The following is a 21,031-nucleotide window of genomic DNA, read 5'->3' on the forward strand; positions in this document are numbered from 1 at the left end:
TTCCAACTTTCCTACCTTTTACATTTCCACCAAGATTAAAACAGGTTTTCTTTTCCTTTTTATTAGCTGACTATTATCTTTCATTTATAACAGCCTCATATGATCACGTTTGAGAATTTATTATTGAATTATAGTCTATGCCTGTCGTAATATAGTGTCAAGTATGTTTTGGCCACAAAACTCACAAAATATCACGAAAGGATTTATTTTGTTTTGTACCGCAACTTTAGTTCACTTTAATCTTTAGGCACTTTTAGCTTCGTTATAATATGAAAACATGTAGCTTTATCACTCTTGGATGTAAGGTAAACCAATACGAAACACAGGCTTTAAGGGAGGCTATTATTTCAAGTGGGTATGAAGAGGCCTCCTTGAATACTCCTGTCGATCTGTGTGTTATAAACACGTGTACGGTCACATCCACGAGCGATGATAAGTCTCGTCAGCAGATCAGGAAAGTTATCAGAAACAACCCGGACGCTACCGTTATCGTTACAGGCTGTTATGCTGAATCAGATGCAGAGGCAATTAAGAAGATAGATGGAGTTGGTTATGTCTTTGAAAAGGGCCGAGAGAGCAAAATAATTGATTTTGTAAAAAACGGTTCTATTTCAAACAGTGACTCCGGAACGGTTCCCAGTAAGATAAGAGATTCTAAAACAAAAAAACTTCGTCGTAATTTATCTGCCTTTAACTTGAAGGTCAGTAAGTTTGATGGTCACACAAGGGCGTTTCTCAAGATTGAAGACGGATGTGATATTTTCTGCTCCTACTGTATCATTCCTTATGTCAGAGGCAAAGTCATTAGCAAGAAGATAGATGATATTCTGTTTGAAGCGGAACAACTGGTAAGGAACGGTTATAAGGAGATTGTACTTACCGGTATTCATCTGGGCGCGTATGGCAAGGAAACAGGATATCAACGTAACATTACCGATGTATTAGAACAACTGCAGTCTCTGCAAGGATTAAAGCGGATTAGAATAAGTTCGATAGAGGTGAATGAGGTTACAGACGGCTTAATTGAACTGATTGCAGCTTCAAATAAGGTATGTCCTCACTTTCATCTGCCGCTGCAGAGCGGAGATGATTATATTCTGAAGAGAATGAACAGGAAATATAATACTGCTCAGTTCATCAAAACTTTGGAAAAAATTAGAGAGAAGATAAAGCTGCCATCAATATCGACAGATGTACTGGTTGGATTTCCCGGGGAAGAGAGAAAACATTTTGAGAATACTCTGGGGCTTTGTGAAAAGGCCGGATTCAGCAGAACACACATCTTTCCTTATAGCCCGCGCAAAGACACTCCTGCTGCTAAAATGCCGGACCATTGCAGACCTTCTGATATTAAAACGCGTAAGAAAGAACTTGAATCCCTTACAGCAGGAACTTCCCTGAGTTACAAATACTCATTTACCGGCAAGAACATAAGTATTCTTGTAGAAAATACAAGAGACAAGAAGACAGGAAAATTATGCGGTTATTCAGACAGGTATATAAAGGTCTTATTTGACGGTTCTGACAATTTAATAAACGAAATTGTAGACATTCAAGTTGAAAAAGTTCTGCCTCAATATGTTATGGGCACATATCGTAAGTAACAACTATAAGGAAGCCAGGAATGCAGGAATACAACAAAATAATGACCATTTTAATATGTACTATCTTTTTGAGTGTTTCAGTTTTGTTGTCTGAAACAAAAACTGCCTATTCTCTGCCTGCCGATGACGTAATTCCTCTTATTGACGAAGATTATTATCCGGCAGTCCACAAGGCATTTTCCAATGCGAAAAAATCCATACTATGTGTTATGTATATGGCTAAACTAGACCGGAGGCATAAGGATGGAGATGAATATCAACTGGTTCTTGATCTTATAAACGCACATAAAAGGGGAGTAGAGGTCCTGGTTATTTTTGACCAGAATGTCAAATTCTGGGAAAAAGGCAAAAAAAGAGACAGAATAGAAAGAAGGAGTGAATATGCGTATGATCTACTGTTGCGTGCCGGTGTGCCTGTTTTTTATGACAACAAAAACAGGGTAACCCACAGTAAAGTGATGGTTATTGATACATATATAACGATTGTTGGGAGCACTAACTGGACTTATGGCGCATTGAGGAAAAACCATGAAGCATCGGTAATGATAACATCCCGGGACGTTGCGCTTGTATTCGAGCGAAAATTGAAGCATATAGAGAAAAACATAGCTAAGTAGTGTAATAATAATGGTATATATATAAAAATATCTTGCATTAATAATCATGCTTTGTTATAAAAGAAAGTTTCGATTCTTCAAACGGCTTATTATTATAATATTGGAGGTACCTGTTGATCATAGCGATCGATGGGCCGGCTGGGTCCGGAAAAAGTACTGCGGCAAAAGGATTGGCTGAGCGTCTTGGCTTTACGTATCTGGATAGCGGTGCGATGTATAGGGCCTTTACGTGGAAAGCATGCAGTTCCGGCGCTGATTTCAGCGATAAAGATGGGCTCAGTAAGCTGTTGGCAGATACCAGTATCAGAATAGAATGTTCGGCTGATGGAACAAAAGTATTTGTGGATGATGCCGATGTCACAAAAGAGATAAGGCATCCGTCTATAACAGAAAATATACACCACATATCCAGCCTGGATTTTGTCCGCAGGAAGATGGTTGATCTTCAAAGGGATTTTGCAAAAGACAAAGATATTATTGCAGAAGGCAGAGATATGTGTTCGGTTGTTTTTCCGAATGCGGATAAAAAAGTTTATATGGATGCTGATATTCAGGAAAGGGCAAAAAGGCGGCATTCTGAGCTCCGGGCTTTCAATAATGATGGTAGCATAGATAATGTTACAGAAGACATTGTCCGGAGAGACCAAAGGGACTCGACAAGGCAGTTTGCACCTTTAAAAAGAGAACCTGATGCCCTTTATCTTGATACAACAAATCTGGATGCCAAAGATGTTGTTGATATTTTGATAAAAGAGATTGAAAAAGAGCAGCAAAAAGATTAATCCCGTAACATTTATTTTACATTTAAAACTTTATTTAGCAGTTTTATTAACTTTATTTTTCGGAGATTTTTTTTAAATGGTTAACAAACTTGTATTAGAACAATACGATATCAAGCAAGACGAAATAGAGAAGGAACTTGAAGAGATAATAGGGAGTGACAGCCTTGAAAAAATTGAGGCAGCATTTGATACCTCAATCAAGAATTTCGATTTAGGAACAATTTTGAGTGGTCGGATTTTAGGTGTCATTGGTAATAACGTAATATTAGACACCGGATATAAATCTGAGGGAATCGTACCGCTATCGGAATTTGACAGTCCTGAAGAAGTTGAAGTCGGGACAGATATAGAGGTGATGCTTGAGTCGTTTGAAGACGATACAGGTTTAATACAGATCTCAAAGCGGAAAGCCGACCGTATACGTGGTTGGGAAAAAATAGTTAATAAATACCAGGAAGGTGATGTCGTTAAGGGTAAAGTCGTGCGAAAGATAAAAGGTGGGCTGCTGGTTGATGTAGGTATCCCAATCTTTCTGCCCGCATCGCAAATCGATATCAAACCTCCCGGTGAGATTGCTGAGTATATTGGAAGTGAAGTAACGTGTAAAATTTTAAAGATCGATGAAATCCAGCAGAACATCATCGTTTCAAGAAGGAAGTTGATAGAGGAAGAGCGAAACAAACAGAAGCGCGAATTCCTGGATAGCGTTGAGATAGGTCAGGTCGTAAAAGGCGAAGTTAAAAATATTGCTGATTTTGGTGCGTTTATTGATCTTGGCGGCATAGACGGTTTGTTACACATAACAGATATGAGCTGGGGCAGGATCAGTCATCCTTCTGAAATGCTGGCAATTGGAGATGAGATTGATGTTAAGATACTTGATATTGATGCTGTAAAGGATAAGGTCTCTCTTGGATTAAAACAGAAGACAGAGAATCCGTGGACAAAAGTAGAAGAAAGATATCCAATTGGATCAAAGATAAAAGGCCAGGTGGTGAATATTATGTCATATGGTGCTTTTATCAAGCTGGAAACTGGTATCGAAGGCCTGGTGCATATATCTGAAATGTCCTGGACGAGGCGTATAAATCACCCTTCAGATGTAGTCGCAATCGGAGATTCTGTTGAGGCAGTAGTATTAAATATAAATAAAGATAAGGAAGAAATATCTCTGAGTATTAAACAAGTCGAGCAAAATCCATGGACAAATATAGAAGAAAAATATCCTCCTGGAGTTACGATAAAAGGAAAAGTCAGGAATTTGACTAATTATGGCGCATTTATAGAGATTGATGAAGGTATAGATGGACTCCTTCATATTTCAGATATGTCATGGTCAAAGAAGGTCGCACATCCTTCAGAAATAATTAAGAAGGGTGAAATGATAGAGGTTAAAATATTATCAGTTGATAAGGACAAAAAGAGGGTGTCCCTGGGGATCAAACAACTTTCCGATGATCCATGGAAAAAAGAGATACCGGAGAAATACCATGTTGGTGACATCGTAAAAGGCAAGGTTACCAAAATGACTGATTTTGGAGCATTTATTGACCTCAGTAACGGCTTGGAAGGATTATTGCATATTTCAGAAGTCTCTAAAGAAAAGATTAAAAAACTTGAAAACGTTATCTCTATCGGGCAGGAGTTGGATGTAAAGATTGTAAAGATAGAACCGGAAGCAAGGAAGATAGGCCTGAGCCTGAGAGGCATAGAGAATACTCCAGAGCAGGCACCTGAAAGCGGACAACAAGAAGAGAAAACTGATGTGAACGTTACAGAAAATGTTGCTGAAGAAAAAGCTGACGATGTAAAAGATGAAGATAACACATAGAAGCGTTGAAAAACTGTTCTACGGAAACGGAATAGAATTACAATGAAAGGAAGAATAATTTGCTTAAAGACCTAGTACGTGATATTCCTGATTTTCCCAAAGAGGGAATTGTGTTTAAGGATATAACTCCGTTATTACAAAATCCTTCGAGTTTGAAGGAAATTGTTGATAAATTCACTGAGCGCTATGCAAATCAAAAAGTCGATGTAATCGTCGGCGCGGAAGCGAGGGGATTCCTTTTTGGACCTGCAGTTGCAGTAAACTTAAACGCGGGTTTTGTACCAGTCAGAAAACCTGGGAAACTTCCCTATGAAACAGCAAGCATGACATACGAACTGGAATATGGCACTGATACACTTGAAATACACAAAGATGCCATAAAAGCCGGTGATAATGTTTTGATGCTGGACGATCTTTTAGCAACCGGTGGGACCATGGCTGCGAGTTGTAAATTGGTAGAATCACTCGGCGGTAATATTACGGGATGCGCTTTTTTAATCGAACTGAACTTCCTGAATGGAAAAGACAAGTTAAGCAAATATGATATCTTTTCTCTCATTCAATACTGAAGCTGTGATTTAGAATATTCAATATTGAGGCCGGCATGATGTTGATTGCCGGCCTTTTTCAATTTGATAAATAGTTGAAAAGCGCCCGTAGCTCAGATGGATAGAGCAACGGTTTCCTAAATCGTAGGTCAGAGGTTCGAATCCTCTCGGGCGTATTTTTTATATTTCCTGACAATATAATTTATTTTTTAAACATTTTCGTGAATGTTATGGTTTAATACTTGACACAAGTTTACGACATATAATAAACTAAAATCTTATGGAAAATGCAAAAGAGAGACTTAATAATTTTTTAAAGTTTTTTAATGATAATAAGTTATGGATAGCCATTGGCTTTGCCGTAGCAGTTGCGGCAGGAGTACCGTCATATTTGTACCAGCAGAAAGGCGCTGATGATTTTAATGAAGTCTGGAGTCGGATTTACCGAATGAACTATGAAGTTGCAACTGCACAGCAGGGAGGAAACGAGAAAGAGGCGTTAGAAGGTGCTATAAGTGAATATTCATTTCTAAAGGACAACTTGTCAACAACCGGCGCAACTCCCTGGCTACTGTCAGAACTGGGAAATGCACAGTATAAAGCAAAAAAATACGATGACGCGATTCTTACGTACAGGGAATTCATTAACCGTTTTGGCAACCATCCATTAGCTCCTGTCATAAGACAATCTTTAGGGTACGTTCTGGAAGAAAAAGAGCAGTTTAATGAGGCCGTAGAGCAATTTGAGAAAATTGCGAAAGATCCTGAAGCTACATATCTTAAGGCACAAGTAAGGTTGGACACCGGAAGGTGTTATGAAAAACTTGGACAATTAAATTCAGCTGTGGCTGCATACAAAGAGATAATTAACACTTTTCCTGAAAGCAGCTCGGCAAAAATGGCTGAGTATCGGTTGGAAGACCTTGAATAAATATTATGAATTTAAATAGAATGGCGGTAGTTGGCGAGGATGAGTCTGGCCAAATTAAGTTAGTAGTTAAGAAAAAATACTCTTCCAGAAGAATTGACAAATATCTTGTTTCACGTCTACAGGATTTTTCACGTAGTAATATTCAGAGATTGATAAAGGAAGAAGCGGTCAAGGTAAATAGCGTTTCTGTCAAGAACAGCTATGAAATAAAACAGAATGATATTATTTCTATAGATTTACCGACTGAGAACAGTGACCACATTACCCCGGAAGATATTCCACTTGATATTATTTTCGAAGACGAATATTTAATGGTATTGAATAAATCCACGGATACAGTAGTGCATCCTTCGCGTGGTCATTCAAGTGGCACATTGGTAAATGCTCTGGCTTTTCACTGTAACAATCTCTCTTCGTTTAATGGCCCTTTGAGGCCGGGCATAGTGCATCGTCTGGACAGAGACACAAGTGGCGCAATTTTAGTAGTGAAAGACGAAAAAGTACACAAGCATCTCGCATTACAATTTGAAAACAGGGAGGTAAAGAAAGAATATCTTGCAGTTGTTAAGGGTGAAACCGAGCTTGATTCTGACAGGATTGATTTGCCAATTGGAAAGGACAAGAGGGACAGGAAGAAAATGGCAATTCGCCATGATAACGGTAAAAACGCAGTTACTATTTTTGAAGCACGGGAACGTTATCCGGGTTTTACGTTGGTTAAGGTTTTTCTGGAAACCGGAAGAACCCACCAAATCAGAGTCCACATGAAAACTATTGGCCATCCTGTTGTTGCTGATGCGGAATACGGCAATAGCGAAGCATGTTATTTTGAAGATTTAATGAAACCGTTTTTAAACAAAGATGTACATAATCTTGCAAAGAATACGGAATTGTGTAATAATGTTACTGAACCGATTATTATGAGACAGGCGTTACACGCTTATAAAATCGGGTTTATTCATCCGGTTACTAATGAAGCTCTGGAGTTTACGGCAGATATACCGGAAGATATGCGTAACTTAATTACAACTCTCAGGAAAATTAAGACGCTTTTGAACTAGCTTGTTTGGATTTGAGTAAAATAAAACAAACAAGTTGATTTTTTTTGTCATTCACGCGAAACCGGGAATCTATGGGTATCATAATAATGGTAATTAGATACCTCTCTTCATGGGAATGACAAAACTTTTATACAACGGAGGGCAGAAAAATGTTTGGTATGCCGGGCGGTATTGAATGGATAATAATACTTATTGTGGCTCTACTTATCTTTGGTAAGAGACTACCTGAGGTAATGAAGTCTATGGGAAGAGGTATTGTTGAATTTAAAAAAGGTGTGAAAGGTGTGGAAGATGATGTTGAAGACGCGGTTGAGAAAAACCCGGATAAGCTGGCAGCATCGAATAACAGCAACGAAAAGGTAGAAACAGACAACAAAGAACATTCTAAAGAGATGAAAGGATAAAAAGCTCATGGCACAAAGTAATAAAAGAGGAAAACTCAAGTGGCGTAGTAAGAAAGCGAACCATGGTAGAAAACCAAATAAGGGGAAACAGCGAGGAAAAGTATAAACATTTTGTTTTGGAGTGCAGTGACCGTGCCACTACTTTAATGCGCATCATCACGCCCAACTACCGCAGACGGGGATAATGCACTCCATATTTTCCCCTTAATTCCATGATCTTGTCTATGGTAGGCCGGGAAGAGTCTTTTTTTACGTGACTTCCCTTAACGCTTCTTCATAAACTCGCAAATCCTTCTCGCTAAAAAGTACAAATCGAACTTCTACAAAGTGGTATTCCTCAATAAATTCTTTTACTGTTGTAAGCGCTATCCTTGCAGCTTTTTCTATTGGAAATCGGTACACACCTGTACTGATAGATGGAAATGAGATGGACTTGATTCCATTTTTCTTTGCCAGATTCAAGCTGTTGTAATAAGCGTTACGAAGAAGTTGACTTTCGTTACGGCTCTTATGGCTCCCTCCGGACCAGACCGGGCCAACAGTATGTATAACATATTCTGCCGCCATATTCCCACCAGTGGTAATTACCGCTTCTCCTGTAGGACAACCTCCCTGTTTCGCACGGATTTCCTTACACTCTTCAAGTATTTTCGGCCCACCCGCACGGTGAATAGCGCCATCTACACCACCGCCTCCAAGCAGGCTTGTATTTGCCGCGTTAACTATAGCCTCCGTTTCCTGTAATGTTATATCACCCTGTATAAAACTGAGCTTTGTTTTACCAATTACTTTTTCCATTTTTATAAAACCTCTCTTCCTTCATTTACACGAGGGCAAACTCCTTTCGTACATCTTTCGTACATCTTTCTATTAATCATTTTAACTCTTCCTTCCCAAATCTACAATCCTCAATTATTCAACACAGTGGAGCAAAGAACACAAAGAGAAAACAAAGGCTTTCAACCCCTGATATTCAATTCCGTTTAACACAAGATGGCATTGATTTGTCAGTAAGTACAGTGGAGCGTATTTTAAAACAAACTGGCTTTGGTAAGTTAAAGCGTAGAACAAATAAGGAGCTTGGAAAGACTCGTAATGGAAAGATCATAGCGGAACGCACGCAAGAGTTAAATTTTAGCGAGCTTGAGAAATTCCATGTTGACTGCCCCAGTGTAGGGGTATTCTTTTTTATACCCTATATTTTAGAATCCGGCATACTGGATTTAATAAAAGAGTGTAAACTGCCAGAATCAAGCGATATTGGAGCAACTCAAGCCTGTTTATCAATGTTACTTCTCAAATTAATAGGCGGCAAACGACTCAGACATATTGGCTTTTATGATAAAGAACCGGGATTAGGGGTTTTTGCCGGATTAAACATCCTCCCGAAACCTACGTATATGTGTACCTACTCTTGTCGCTGTTCTGAACAACAGTTAATGGACTTACAACAAAAAGTAGTATCGCTTTTTCAAAAAAAGTATCCTGCCTTTTATGGAAACGGGTTCATTAATCTCGATTTTCACTCAATCCCACATCATGGAGATGAATCAGAAATAGAAAAGGTCTGGTGCGGAGCGAAAGGCAAAACGATGGAAGGGGCTAATACAATTTTTGCTTCTGATGGTATTAGCAATGCCATTGTGTATACGAGGGCAGATGTATTACGCAGGGAAGAGGCCAATGAGATTAATAAATTTGTAGAGTACTGGAAAAGCATAAAAGAGAATGTTGCGGAAACACTGGTTTTCGATTGTAAATTTACAACATATAGGATACTCGATGATCTGACACAGAGGAAGGTGAAGTTTGTAACTCTGCGGAAACATTATGCCAGATTGATAAAAGAAACCAGGGATTTGCCGAAAGAAGTTTGGAAAAAGATTTACGTGCCTATTCCAAAGCGAAAATATAAAAGAGTATCAGTTTATGAGAGCCAGGTCAGGTTAAAGGATTGCAAAAGCTCATTTCGTCAAATAATAGCTGTAGGGTGGGCACTGCGCACCAAAAACATTCTACATCCGGAAACAAAAATCGTAGGGTGCGTTTTACGCACCAGAAACATGCCAGCATAATCAAGTATTTGCTTAATAGATAACACCATTGCCGTATCCAACGTTGTTAGCGGTGCATGGAATGCACCCTACTTGTCTGCTGCCAACCAAAAACATTCTACATCCGGAAACAAAAATCGTAGGGTGCGTTTTACGCACCAGAAACATGCCAGCATAATCAAGTATTTGCATAATAGATAACACCATTGCCGTATCCAACGTTGTTAGCGGTGCATGGAATGCACCCTACTTGTCTGCTTGATTAGGGGAATATTGTGATTATTTCAGAGCCTGTGAAAATCGGTGTTAATGCTGAGAGATATGATGATGCGCGAAATCTTTGTAATCGTATCCTGAGTTTATCAGGATCAGAAAGTAACGCGTACAGCAAATATGCTGAAGAGATTCTGGCGCGCTTATCAAAAAAGTAAGTTACGGAATGAAGCCAGAAAGTTTTATTACCATCGCTATTACACAGACGGTAAGTACCAATCGTATCCAACGTTCACCCTTATCAACAGCCCAATGGCTCCCGATCCAACCCCCAAGTCCCATCCCGGCAGCCAGACATAATCCAATTGACCAGCAGACCTTACCGTTGAAGGCAAACACTATTAATGCAAAGATCGTATAGGTACCGGCAATAAATGCCTTGTGGCTGTTTGTCACCACAAGATTGAATCCTGTAATCGTGGTTAGCGCCGCAATAATTATGAAACCAACACCTATCTGGATGAATCCACCATAGATCCCAATAAAAAAGAGCACAATCATTGTCGCTATTAGTTGATTGCGTCCAAAACGAACCGGATCGTTTCCGCGTAACTGCCGATTTGTATTCCATCTTTTTGCAGGATCCAACAAAATAAGCCCGAGAACCAGTAGCATAACAATGGCAAGTACTCTTTTAAACAAGATGTCGGAAAGGTCAACCGCAATCTGAGCACCAATGATGGCGCCTAAGATTGCAGGAATTACAAATAAAAGGCTTAGTTTAAAATGAGAAATACCCTTCTTCTTAAATCCCGCAACCGCAGACATACACTGAACCACAATTGCAATACGGTTCGTGCCATTTGCTATCGCTGTTGGTAAACCGAGAAAAATGAGTATCGGAAGGGTAAGCAGCGAACCTCCACCCGCAAGGGTGTTGATGAATCCAGCCAGTATACCAATAGTGAAAACAACAGGGATATGCCAAATTTCCATTTTAAAGTCTGGTATCTGTAGGGCAGGCATCTCCCAGCAAAAAAATTCTGCAATTGGAAAAGGAATGGTATAAGATGCCCACCATAAGTGAATAAAAAAATAGTATTTCCACGGTTGTCAGGTTTCATACTCGGGTCAGCCCATATTTCCAGCAACATTTACAGACCTGAAATAAAAGGGTGGTGCTTTCAGTGATCCATGCCAATCGGATGTATCACCAATAGCTATTATGTTATTAAATACATCAAAGACATTTCCGGCAATCATACAATCTTTCACCCTTCCAACGATTTCTCCGTTTTCTACAAAATATCCTAAATCTATGTTTACAGAAAACTCTCCGGCAAGGACGTTACTTTGACCTCCTCCAAGGACCTGGTCAACCAGTATTCCAGTCTTCATATCTTTGATCATATCATCAAATTTCATTTCTCCTGGCTCTATAATAACATTAGAGTTTCCCGGGGAAGGTTGAGATGCAAAACTTCTTGTTCCATTTCCAGTAGACTTTGTATTCATAATACCGGCAGTTTGTAAGTCAAATATATAATTTTTAAGTACACCTGATTCAAAAAGCGGGGTCCGCTGTGAAGAGACTCCTTCATCATCACAAACATAGCTACCATCAGCAAAGTCAATAGTTGGATCGTCATAAATGCTGATCCTTTCATCTATAATTTTCTGGCCCAGTTTGCCAGTCAACGGGGAGACGCCTTTCTGCACCATTTTTCCATTACAACCGGTTTCAAATGTTGATAATAAAGTCCCGATAGCCTTGGAAGTAAAGACAACCGGATAACTGGCAGTAGATACGTCAACTTCCTTCTCTGCCAGCCTTAGATCATGAAGCATTTTTGTTGTATGTTTTTCAAGACAGTCAACTACTTTAGCGGAACTCTCACCTTCTCCAGTCCATAATAATCCGTTATCTTTAACAAGTAAGATATCCATGCTTGAACCAAAAGAGGTTGATTGTGTGCTTACGTCTAAGCCGCTTGAGTTAATTAAGCGGCTTAGACCAACACCTTTTCCAATGCTGACCCCACATTCATAATTTGAATTTACTGATAAGGCTTTCTCAATCGCATCTTTACCAATTTGTATGCCTTTTTCTATAGGGTAGTTCACAACGCCTTCATCAAACAACTTAATGTCATTCAATTGGCTTTTTTGCTGAAATACAAATTTTGCTTCCTGTCCAAACTCAGCACTTTCAACCGCATTTGCAACAAGTTGTTCCGGCTTCCTGAAATCAGTGGTACTTGAAAATCCGATTTTTCCGTTTTTGATAATACGTAAACCGATGCCTCGGATCGATTTGGTATAAACTGATTTTAATTTATTATTTTCAAAACTGATAGATCTGGATTCTCCCTCTTCATAAATCACCTCAGCTGAGTCGGAATTTTTTAAGGCCAGTTCAAGTGTCTTTTCTTCTATGTTATTATTCATTTTTTTATTGTTCTCTGATTTTAAAAATAGGTTTATTTTTTCCCTCTTCCTCATGACCGGGAGTATCAAATTTAATTCTTAAACGTAAGTCATTTGCACTGTCCGCGTATGCTATTGCGGTCTTATAATCAATCTTTCCCTGCACATAGAAGTTATAGATGGCCTGGTCAAATGTCTGCATGCCTTCCTGCTCGCCTTGTTTCATGGCTTCTTTAAGCAGACCAATCTCTTTTTTCAGGATCAGGTCCTTAATCCTGGGCGTATCCATAAGGACCTCCAGTGCGGCTACCCTCTTCTCTTCAACTGCGGGTATAAGTCTCTGGGAAATAATACTTCTGAGATTAAGCGAAAGAAGCAGATATATCTGCTCATGTCTTTCAGCAGGGAAAAAGTTTATTATACGTTCTATGGACTGATTGGCATTGTTTGCATGAAGAGTGGCAAGGCAGAGATGGCCGGTTTCAGCAAAGGTTATGGCGGCCTCCATTGTTTCTGTGTCACGTATCTCGCCTATGAGGATGACATCAGGGGCCTGCCTCAATGTATTTTTTAAAGCTTCCGAAAATGAATTTGTATCAATCCCCACTTCCCGATGGGTAACAATGGACTGTTTATGCTGATGCACAAATTCTATAGGATCTTCTACTGTTATAATGTGTCCTGATGAACTACTGTTTCTATGGTCAATCATTGCTGACAGAGTGGTGGACTTACCGGACCCTGTCGCCCCGACTACTATAACCAACCCTCTTTTTGTCATTGAAATATCTTCTAAGACTGAAGGAAGTCCCAGGTCACTAAAAGACTGAATTGGGGTTTTTATCTGACGAACAACAAGCCCGATATTATTCATCTGATAAAATATATTCACTCTAAAACGACCTTCTGAAGACGGAGCCAAAGCAAGGTTCATCTCCTTGTTTTCAAGAAAGGTCGCTTTCTGCTTTTCACTCATTATTGAAAAAGCAATCCTCTCTGTGTCTTCCGGTGTCAATGGTTCTCCCAAATCAGATTCAGTCTGGCCCTCCACCCTGAAGGCAGGCGCAATTCCCGCCGTTATATAAATATCGGAGGCTCCCTTTTCTACCATTAATTTTAAAAGATCTTCTATATTCATAAGAACACCTACATACCGTATGAAGAGAGGGCGGATGGATTGGTTAGATAAGGGGTTACGGTCTCCAGTGAAACCACACCCTGTTTATAAAGTTTCGCGAGTGTTGCATCCATTGTCTGCATTCCAAACTGTTTTCCTGTCTGCATCATTCCGGGTATCTGGGCTATTTTACCTTCTCGTATGAGATTTCTTACAGCGGGTGTTCCTGTTAATATCTCTAAAGCCGCAATCCTGCCTTTACCCTCCTTCTTTTTCAGTAGATTCTGGGTGACAACTGCCAGGATGGATTCAGAGAACATAGATCTTATCTGGTTCTGTTGTTCCGGAGGGAAAACATCTATTACTCTGTCTACCGTTTTAGCCGCACTGGAGGTGTGCAATGTACCAAAGACCAGATGGCCTGTTTCAGCAGCAGTCATCGCTAAGGAAATTGTTTCCAAGTCCCTCATTTCACCAACCAGAATAACATCAGGGTCTTCTCTTAAAGCAGAACGGAGTGCTTTGGCAAAACTATGCGTATTGAGACCAAGCTCTCTCTGGTTTATGAGGCTAAGCTCAGATTCATAAACAAACTCTATGGGGTCTTCAATAGTTAAGATGTGTGCCTTTTCATTTCGGTTTATAAAATCCATCATAGCTGCCAGTGTTGTTGATTTACCGGACCCTGTGGGGCCTGTTACCAGAACAAGGCCCTTGGTTTTTTTTGTCAGATCAGCAAGTACATCGGGTAGCCCTAATTCTTTCAGCGTCATGACCTTTGTTGGAATAGTCCTGAAAACTATCGCTTCGCCTCTGGACTGATAAAACGCATTTATTCTGTAACGGGCAATTCCCTTGATGTCCAAAGCAAAGTCTATCTCTTTTTCTCCCTCGAAAACCTTACGCTGCTGGTCATTGAGAATATCATAGAGCATTGAATGGACTTCATCTTGGGGCAGGGAAGGCATATCTACCTTCTGGATATCACCATCAATCCTGACCATCGGCGGTTCTCCAGAGCTTATGTGCAGGTCAGAAGCGCCCTGTTCTTTTGCAAAAGTAAGAATTTCACTAATATCCATAATTTGTCTTATTTAACAGTGGAGTCTCAAGAATGTTAATTCAATAAAATTTCCTGTTATTTCCGAATTTCACTGTGATTATACTTCATATAAGTGTTTATTATATAAAAGTTTGTATTATTACACCATAAAATATTCTTTATTTATAAAATTATTATTAATCAGGTTCAAAATTTTCAGAAAACTCCGATTCATGATCTTTATCTATACGGAAGATGCAACGGTAAAAACTTCCTCCAGAGACGTTAAACCATTTTCTACTTTATCTATTCCATCATCTACAAGGCTTTTAAAACCCTGAGTTTCCCTGGCTGACTTTGCAATAACGTGTGGAGTCTCCTGCCTTATGATTAAATCTCTTATCTGATTATCTACCGCGAGGGTCTCGTACAGGCCAAGTCTACCCTTGTATCCTGATTTCCTGCAACGTTCACAGCCTTTCCCTTTTGAAAAAGTAATGTCAGTTTTGTCATGTAGCCTTGCACCTGTCAATAGCTTTTCATCAGGTACATAAGTTTCTGTACAATATTTACAATTTGCTCTAACTAATCTCTGTGCCACAATACCTATTACAGAAGATGCAATAAGAAACGGTTCAACGCCCATATCTATTAAACGACTGATAGCACCGGGAGCATCGTTGGTATGAAGCGTACTGAATACCAGATGACCGGTCATTGCAGCTTGAATGGCTATCTCCGCTGTCTCTCTGTCTCTCATCTCTCCAATCATTATTACGTCCGGGTCCTGACGAAGTATACTCCTCATTGCGTATGCAAACGTAACACCCGCCTTGGTGTTAATCTGAGTCTGACGGATAAGATTTAAATGATACTCTACCGGGTCCTCCACCGTAATTATGTTTTTTTCAGGAGAGTTGATTCTATTCAGGGATGCGTACAGTGTCGTTGTTTTACCGCTACCTGTAGGTCCGGTAATAAGGACAATGCCGTTTGGCCTGTCAATAAATGATTGATATCTCTCAAGAGACTCTGTTGTAAAACCCAGCTGCTCCAGCCTCATAGAGGCGGTCCTTTTATCAAGTATACGCATAACTACACACTCTCCAAAAACAGTCGGCATTGTAGAAACACGAAAGTCAAATTCTCGCCCGGATATTTTCACTTTGAACCGGCCATCCTGCGGTAGCCTGCTCTCGGCAATATTCATTCCTGCAATAACCTTTATTCTGGATACCAGGGTATTACGAAGTTTTTTCGGTAGAGTGGAGGCATGATATAAAATCCCATCTAATCTATACCTGATAAGCATTGAGTCCTCTTCATGTTGAATATGAATATCACTTACTCCTTCTCTGATGGCTCGATGAAGGATTGTGTTAAGTAGTTTTACTATAGGAGATCTTTCCAGCGCCTCCTCCGATACTGTTTCAAGGTCTACCTCCTTGATTTTCTCCACTTCAACATCTTCATCAAAGCCCTCAAATTCATTCTGAACAATATCATCTACGACATCTGTCAGATCTTCTACAGTGCTTCCATAATACTTGTCCAGAGACTGGAGTATCTGACTCTCAGATGAAACAGTGACTCCGATGTCGCAGTCCAGAATGTCCCGAATTTCATCAATTCCATATAGATTCCTGGGATCAGAAATAGCGATTGTCAGGTTATTAGTTATCTTAAAGAGCGGCAGAAACTTATATTTACGAGCCAACCTCTCTGAGACCACCTTTAATATGTTTGTATCAATATCGTAATTATCGAGGTCCACATACGGGACGTCGTAATAGTTACCCAACGCATTAGCGATAGACTCTCTCGTTGCAAGGCCCGTAGTGAGAGCTGCCTGCTCAAAAGGAACCTCGGACTTTTTTTGCTCATCAAGGCATTTTTTCAGATCCTCTTCTGTTATCACACCTTCGCTTACCAGTATATCTGCCAGTTTCACTCTTGATTCCTTTTTGGCTTCATTCTGGATCATTATGTTTTATCCTTTTAGTGTATCTCCACCAGACTTTTGCAGATCTTTAATATGCTCTTTTACTATTCCTCTTAATTCAGAATAATTATTTGTCGAATTTTTAAGGAAAAGAGTATAGCGCCATATAGCCATCTCCACATGCCCCATCTCCTCATAAAGAATTGCCAGGTTATAATGAGCTTCTGGAAGGAAAGAGTCCTCCGCCACTACATCTTCCAACACTTCAATAGCTTTTTTTGTTAAGCCCTGAGTCTTGTAGACAAGCCCCATGTTTATCAGGCTTTTCAGATTATTAGGATTGAGTTCAAGCGCCTTCCGGTACTCCTCTGCAGCCTCCCTATAGTTACCTCTGAGATAATATATTACTCCGAGGTTATTACGCGCCTCCTCCATTCCGGGATTTAATGATACTACAAACTGATAATGTTCCATCGCTTTATCCAGCTCATTCTGTTCTCGATAAATAACACCCAGGTTGTTATGTGCCTCGGCATTGTTTGAGTCCAGCTTCAGCACTGTTTCGTATTCATTAACAGCCCTTAACATATCACCCTGTTTCTGGTAATAAACCCCGAGATTAAAATGATAAACTGCCTTATCGACGGATTGATCTTCTGGTGAAGATGCAACATGTGGTATTCCGGTATTACCAGGCCTTCCTGAATTAGTTACTTTACTATTTACGGTCCTTTTCAACTCTACATTCTCCGGGGCGGCATAAACCCTGCTGATATTACAGCCAAAGTATAAAATTACCGCAATAACCACAATAAAGTTTACATAACAGGTAAACTGTTTTATGTACGACTCTCGTATATAACGCATTAATCCCTTTCTGTAATAACTATTAATGTTATGTTGCATAATATCCTCCTGTTAATTTAAATTCCAATTACCTGGAAAATGGTTTCTTCACCATCGAATATTTTGACCTGATAGAACCAAAATCCTTTGCTCTGGGGCCAACAATAGTAGGTGTAATAAGTATCACCAGCTCTGTTTTAATATTTGATCTTGTTTCTCTTCGAAAGGCTTTTCCGGCAACCGGAATATCACCGAGAACAGGAGTTTTAGACTGGTTCTCCTTTACATCATTCTTCATCAAACCTGCTATCAGGATTGTCTCTCCATTTTTAATGGTAACTACCGTCTCCGTCTCTCTCGTGTCAATAGCGGGCCTTGCGGCTGTTCCGGAAGTCCGGAGGGCAATAAATGAGGACACGCTTGGGTGTACTTCCATTGTAATCATTCCATTCGAATCCACGTGTGGCGTAACATCAAGATATACTCCGAAGTTAAACGGCTTTGCCATTGTAGTGGTAATGACGCCGCCCGCTCCTCCTGCACTCTGCTGGGTCTCAAAATATACATCCTGAGTAACGCTGCTCAGGATGGCCTTCTGTCCATTCAAAATAGAAACCTCAGGGGCTGAAAGGACGGTGATATCTCCCTGTGATTTCAGCGCCGTTAAGAGATAATTAAAGTCACCATCACTCTTCCCTATCTGAAACAGCTCCGCCACGTCACCCGGTCTTGACTCGCCGGTCGGGGTTGTTGTCTGGCCTAACCGTGGGGCAAAACTCTGTACAATGTTCAAAGGGTTGGTTTTACCCGAAAACGGCCCTATAGATTGAAGCGTCGCCGCCCAGTTAATTCCAAATTCATTACCCGCTTTAAGGGTAACTTCCAGCAACTTTGCCCTGATATGTATCTGTGTCTTAACTGATGACTTGAAAATGTTTATGTATTCCTCTATCTCATTCATATTTGGCCGATAGTCAGTAACTCTTATGTAACCCACTCTCTTGTTTATTAACAATTTTCCCGTATCACTACTCATAAGTGACCTGATCCCTGATTCAAGTTCTCCCCATACATCTACAGATTCTTCAGTCTCAATATAGCCATAACTTGCACTATCATTTTCCTCTCCTCCGGCCCCTGTGACAGCCAGGACCGAGCTTTTGGATTTCCTGGTAGAAGTGCTGTAAATAAATTCAAAGGTACGTGTTAACATTCTTGGCTGTGAAACCCTGAGAATATTGTCTTCAATAGTGTACTCAAGCCCTAATGGTCTCAGCAAGATTTCAAGGGTCTTGTCAAGCGGCAGATTCTTGAATGATGCAGTTATTTTGCCAGAGGCATCAGGGTCTACAATAACATTATATTCCGGTAACTCTTCGGACAACACATAGAGAACGTCCTTTAGTGCCATATCCTTAACCGATAAGCTAAACAGCTTCTCTCTCTCTTTTACCTCTTCCAGCATTTGAGTTACAGGCAGTTCATCCAGAGTAGAAAGGTTGCCTCTTTTTTCAGGGACTAACTGACTGACCGGCATTTTTTTCAGCTCTTCTTTAGTGGTAGCACATCCGGCAATAATGGATACAATAATCATTGCTAAAATAATATTTTTCATTTCTCCTCCTTATGCATGCGTTTAATTGAATGGCTGAGATAGAACTCTCCGGTAATACAACCTGTATGTTGCCCTGCTCTCCCGTCTAAAGTAATGACTACTGTCTTATCCATCATCTATAAAATACGCGGGTTTGTTCCGCAAAAAAACTTCACTAAAAATTTTTTAAAAATTAACCATTACATTTCAAGTTTTGTTTTGTATAAAAATTAACCATTACATTTCAAGTTTTGTTTTGTCTTGTTGAAGAATTAATCACTAAAACGTAAGCATTGCTTTGTTGCGCAAATGCATTGCCAAAATATTTGTCAAACTCAAAGTTTTTATAAGATGCTTAGATAACAGCATATGCGAGCTAAAGCATTTTACTGTTTATACATTTTTATTTGTTTTAACATGTGTCACTCTGGTGCATCCTGAGTTATTTTGAATCTTAGCAGTACAGGGAGGACTGGTGGGTTGGAACCTCCAGCTCAATAGTTTCTCATGTTGGTACAAACGACTACCGGAATCCGGCATGGAAAACGTGTGAGAGAGACGAATGCTACAGGCTGGATATAGATGTCTTACAGAAGGTCAGTGTGAGTAAGCTCAATGTAGAAAGAATGGTACATAGGAAAGCAAAAAGGAAGGACAGGTTTATTTCCTTTCAACTCTACCTCTATAGGGTCCGGGAAAGCTTACGGGCTTTTTTTATTTCTACCCCTTTGTCCTCGATATAATCCGCTTAGTAACCTTAAACCTGGCCTTCTGTTCCTGCATAAGAAGGGTCCTTTTCAACCCATTCTTCCCGGACAAAACTACTCGATCCCTGTTTATTTCGGTCACCTGTTCCTCTCCCACCCAACTGCCTGTTTCTACCCATACATGGTTAATATTGGCAATGGATTTCCCATTGCTCCGGAAAATACCTTTTACCCTGCTGGCAACCATTCCCTCTTCCCATTTTCCTGACTCTGAGTAAGTCTCTACAAAATCCTGTGATTTTTTAAAAAAACTTACGTCAAGGGGGAGAGTAAAAGGACCGCGTACGGACTCTTCTTCCTTTGAAGGATTTAAAACCATGTCCTCTCCACCACCATATATATCTGTAAAGCAAATTGATAAAATATTAATGGTAATGATAGTCGTAAATAAAAACAGTCTCGTTTTGATATGTTTCATAATTAATAACTCCATTTTATAATTTTAAAAATCAGTGGATTTGTCTCTCTTCCGAGAGGATTCCAATTCTGAAGGCATCTCGAAAGAGAGGCGGGTCGTATTTGCGAATAAAGTTATCAGGCAGAATCGGCGCCACCCACCTTACAACTATGGATATTAATAAACACAGGCAATCACTTACTGGCGACAATATCACCTGCTTTCTTTTTACTATAAACGTTTATCATCAGATTTGATACTACCTGTGGATACAGTTTTTCATCACTACTGATTTCCAATGTATCTATGATAAGGAACGTTGCCAGGTCCTGTAGTACGCTTATGAACTTTTCCAGTTTGTCGTATTTACCCTGCAAATTGATATCAAAGGAGACCTTAATATAACCGGGAACTTGTCCGGGGATGACAGTACTGGACCCAGTTTCCTCACCTTTATCATTATCAGGTTCAGGCGAAGGTGGTGGCTCTATCACCCTTGTAGACATTTTTAACACCTTTAAATCCAGACGCAGCGCTTCTTTTTCTATCGTTTTAATTATGGGAATTATCTCCCCACTTGCAGCTATTTTAGTCCTGATTTTATTGAGTTGGTTTTCAATCGCCGCTACTTCTTCTTCTATCTTTTTTGTCATGGTAACATGTTTTCTGGCGATACCGATTTTATTTTTGTGATCTTCAATTTCCCTGGATATATCCACTATCTCTTTCTTTGAAGGAACGAGAAAAAATTGATAAAATGCTGCCGACAAGGCCAATGAGCCGACAACACCCAGCATAAGGCATTTCTTTTTATCCAGCTTAGGCATATTTCCTTTTAGTTCCAAATCTATTAC

The 21,031-nt window shown here is 39.8% G+C and carries 21 protein-coding genes and 1 tRNA gene; 11 read left to right on the top strand and 11 right to left on the bottom strand.

Going from position 1 to position 21,031, the window contains the following annotated elements; translation table 11 throughout:
• The first annotated feature begins 269 nt into the window (after positions 1-269).
• From mtaB to SCALIN_RS10545, 9 genes are all read left to right on the top strand, one after another.
• The gene (mtaB, locus tag SCALIN_RS10505; RefSeq protein WP_096894454.1) at positions 270-1,604 is read left to right on the top strand and encodes a tRNA (N(6)-L-threonylcarbamoyladenosine(37)-C(2))-methylthiotransferase MtaB; all 1,335 of its coding nucleotides are present in this window, start codon (positions 270-272) and stop codon (positions 1,602-1,604) included.
• 20 nt (positions 1,605-1,624) lie between these two features.
• A complete protein-coding gene (locus tag SCALIN_RS10510) occupies positions 1,625-2,221 on the top strand; it encodes a phospholipase D-like domain-containing protein (protein ID WP_096894455.1) in 597 nt (198 codons plus the stop codon).
• A gap of 113 nt (positions 2,222-2,334) precedes the next feature.
• Positions 2,335-3,003, top strand: coding sequence for a (d)CMP kinase (gene cmk, locus SCALIN_RS10515; RefSeq protein ID WP_162532256.1), 669 nt, complete (start codon positions 2,335-2,337; stop codon positions 3,001-3,003).
• Between the two features lie 76 nt (positions 3,004-3,079).
• Positions 3,080-4,834, top strand: a complete 1,755-nt coding sequence (rpsA, locus tag SCALIN_RS10520) for a 30S ribosomal protein S1 (protein ID WP_096894457.1) — start codon at positions 3,080-3,082, stop codon at positions 4,832-4,834.
• Between the two features lie 59 nt (positions 4,835-4,893).
• Positions 4,894-5,403, top strand: coding sequence for an adenine phosphoribosyltransferase (locus tag SCALIN_RS10525; RefSeq protein ID WP_096894458.1), 510 nt, complete (start codon positions 4,894-4,896; stop codon positions 5,401-5,403).
• Positions 5,404-5,484: 81 nt separating this feature from the next.
• Positions 5,485-5,558: transfer RNA gene (locus SCALIN_RS10530), tRNA-Arg, on the top strand.
• A 104-nt stretch (positions 5,559-5,662) separates the two neighbouring features.
• Entirely contained in the window at positions 5,663-6,313 is a 651-nt protein-coding gene (locus SCALIN_RS10535; protein WP_096894459.1) for a tetratricopeptide repeat protein, read from the top strand.
• Between the two features lie 5 nt (positions 6,314-6,318).
• Positions 6,319-7,374: an RluA family pseudouridine synthase gene (locus tag SCALIN_RS10540; RefSeq protein WP_203415432.1), complete on the top strand. Its 1,056-nt coding sequence runs from the start codon at positions 6,319-6,321 to the stop codon at positions 7,372-7,374.
• A 149-nt stretch (positions 7,375-7,523) separates the two neighbouring features.
• On the top strand, positions 7,524-7,778 hold the full coding sequence (locus tag SCALIN_RS10545; protein WP_096894461.1) for a Sec-independent protein translocase subunit TatA/TatB: 255 nt from the start codon (positions 7,524-7,526) through the stop codon (positions 7,776-7,778).
• A gap of 249 nt (positions 7,779-8,027) precedes the next feature.
• Here the strand turns inward: SCALIN_RS10545 and SCALIN_RS10550 are convergent, their stop codons facing one another.
• Positions 8,028-8,576 (bottom strand): O-acetyl-ADP-ribose deacetylase, encoded by a 549-nt coding sequence (locus SCALIN_RS10550; RefSeq protein ID WP_096894462.1) that lies wholly within the window; start codon positions 8,574-8,576, stop codon positions 8,028-8,030.
• Between the two features lie 206 nt (positions 8,577-8,782).
• On the opposite strand from SCALIN_RS10550, the gene SCALIN_RS10555 reads away from it, so the two are divergent.
• Positions 8,783-9,853 carry a hypothetical protein gene (locus SCALIN_RS10555; protein ID WP_133111829.1) on the top strand — a complete coding sequence of 357 codons (1,071 nt, stop codon included), beginning with the start codon at positions 8,783-8,785 and terminating at the stop codon, positions 9,851-9,853.
• 12 nt (positions 9,854-9,865) lie between these two features.
• On the opposite strand, the gene SCALIN_RS22160 is transcribed toward SCALIN_RS10555, so the two are convergent.
• Positions 9,866-10,039, bottom strand: a complete 174-nt coding sequence (locus tag SCALIN_RS22160) for a hypothetical protein (protein ID WP_162532257.1) — start codon at positions 10,037-10,039, stop codon at positions 9,866-9,868.
• Positions 10,040-10,107: 68 nt separating this feature from the next.
• On the opposite strand from SCALIN_RS22160, the gene SCALIN_RS22165 reads away from it, so the two are divergent.
• The gene (locus SCALIN_RS22165) at positions 10,108-10,263 is read left to right on the top strand and encodes a hypothetical protein (protein WP_162532258.1); all 156 of its coding nucleotides are present in this window, start codon (positions 10,108-10,110) and stop codon (positions 10,261-10,263) included.
• Between the two features lies 1 nt (position 10,264).
• Here the strand turns inward: SCALIN_RS22165 and SCALIN_RS10560 are convergent, their stop codons facing one another.
• From SCALIN_RS10560 to SCALIN_RS10600, 9 genes are all read right to left on the bottom strand, one after another.
• Positions 10,265-11,041: a sulfite exporter TauE/SafE family protein gene (locus SCALIN_RS10560; RefSeq protein ID WP_096894574.1), complete on the bottom strand. Its 777-nt coding sequence runs from the start codon at positions 11,039-11,041 to the stop codon at positions 10,265-10,267.
• A 135-nt stretch (positions 11,042-11,176) separates the two neighbouring features.
• A complete protein-coding gene (locus SCALIN_RS10565) occupies positions 11,177-12,493 on the bottom strand; it encodes a TldD/PmbA family protein (RefSeq protein ID WP_162532259.1) in 1,317 nt (438 codons plus the stop codon).
• Positions 12,494-12,497: 4 nt separating this feature from the next.
• Positions 12,498-13,610, bottom strand: coding sequence for a PilT/PilU family type 4a pilus ATPase (locus SCALIN_RS10570; RefSeq protein WP_096894465.1), 1,113 nt, complete (start codon positions 13,608-13,610; stop codon positions 12,498-12,500).
• A gap of 8 nt (positions 13,611-13,618) precedes the next feature.
• A complete protein-coding gene (locus tag SCALIN_RS10575) occupies positions 13,619-14,671 on the bottom strand; it encodes a type IV pilus twitching motility protein PilT (protein ID WP_096894466.1) in 1,053 nt (350 codons plus the stop codon).
• Positions 14,672-14,875: 204 nt separating this feature from the next.
• Complete coding sequence (locus tag SCALIN_RS10580) at positions 14,876-16,615, bottom strand: GspE/PulE family protein (RefSeq protein ID WP_096894467.1); 1,740 nt, start codon at positions 16,613-16,615, stop codon at positions 14,876-14,878.
• A 6-nt stretch (positions 16,616-16,621) separates the two neighbouring features.
• Positions 16,622-17,479: a tetratricopeptide repeat protein gene (locus tag SCALIN_RS10585; RefSeq protein ID WP_096894468.1), complete on the bottom strand. Its 858-nt coding sequence runs from the start codon at positions 17,477-17,479 to the stop codon at positions 16,622-16,624.
• A 28-nt stretch (positions 17,480-17,507) separates the two neighbouring features.
• Positions 17,508-19,034 (bottom strand): secretin and TonB N-terminal domain-containing protein, encoded by a 1,527-nt coding sequence (locus SCALIN_RS10590; protein WP_096894469.1) that lies wholly within the window; start codon positions 19,032-19,034, stop codon positions 17,508-17,510.
• 699 nt (positions 19,035-19,733) lie between these two features.
• Positions 19,734-20,198: a hypothetical protein gene (locus tag SCALIN_RS10595; protein WP_133111831.1), complete on the bottom strand. Its 465-nt coding sequence runs from the start codon at positions 20,196-20,198 to the stop codon at positions 19,734-19,736.
• Positions 20,199-20,371: 173 nt separating this feature from the next.
• Positions 20,372-21,022 carry a hypothetical protein gene (locus SCALIN_RS10600; RefSeq protein WP_096894471.1) on the bottom strand — a complete coding sequence of 217 codons (651 nt, stop codon included), beginning with the start codon at positions 21,020-21,022 and terminating at the stop codon, positions 20,372-20,374.
• Between the last annotated feature and the right edge of the window lie 9 nt (positions 21,023-21,031).

This window comes from Candidatus Scalindua japonica (assembly GCF_002443295.1).
GTDB lineage: Bacteria > Planctomycetota > Brocadiia > Brocadiales > Scalinduaceae > Scalindua > Scalindua japonica.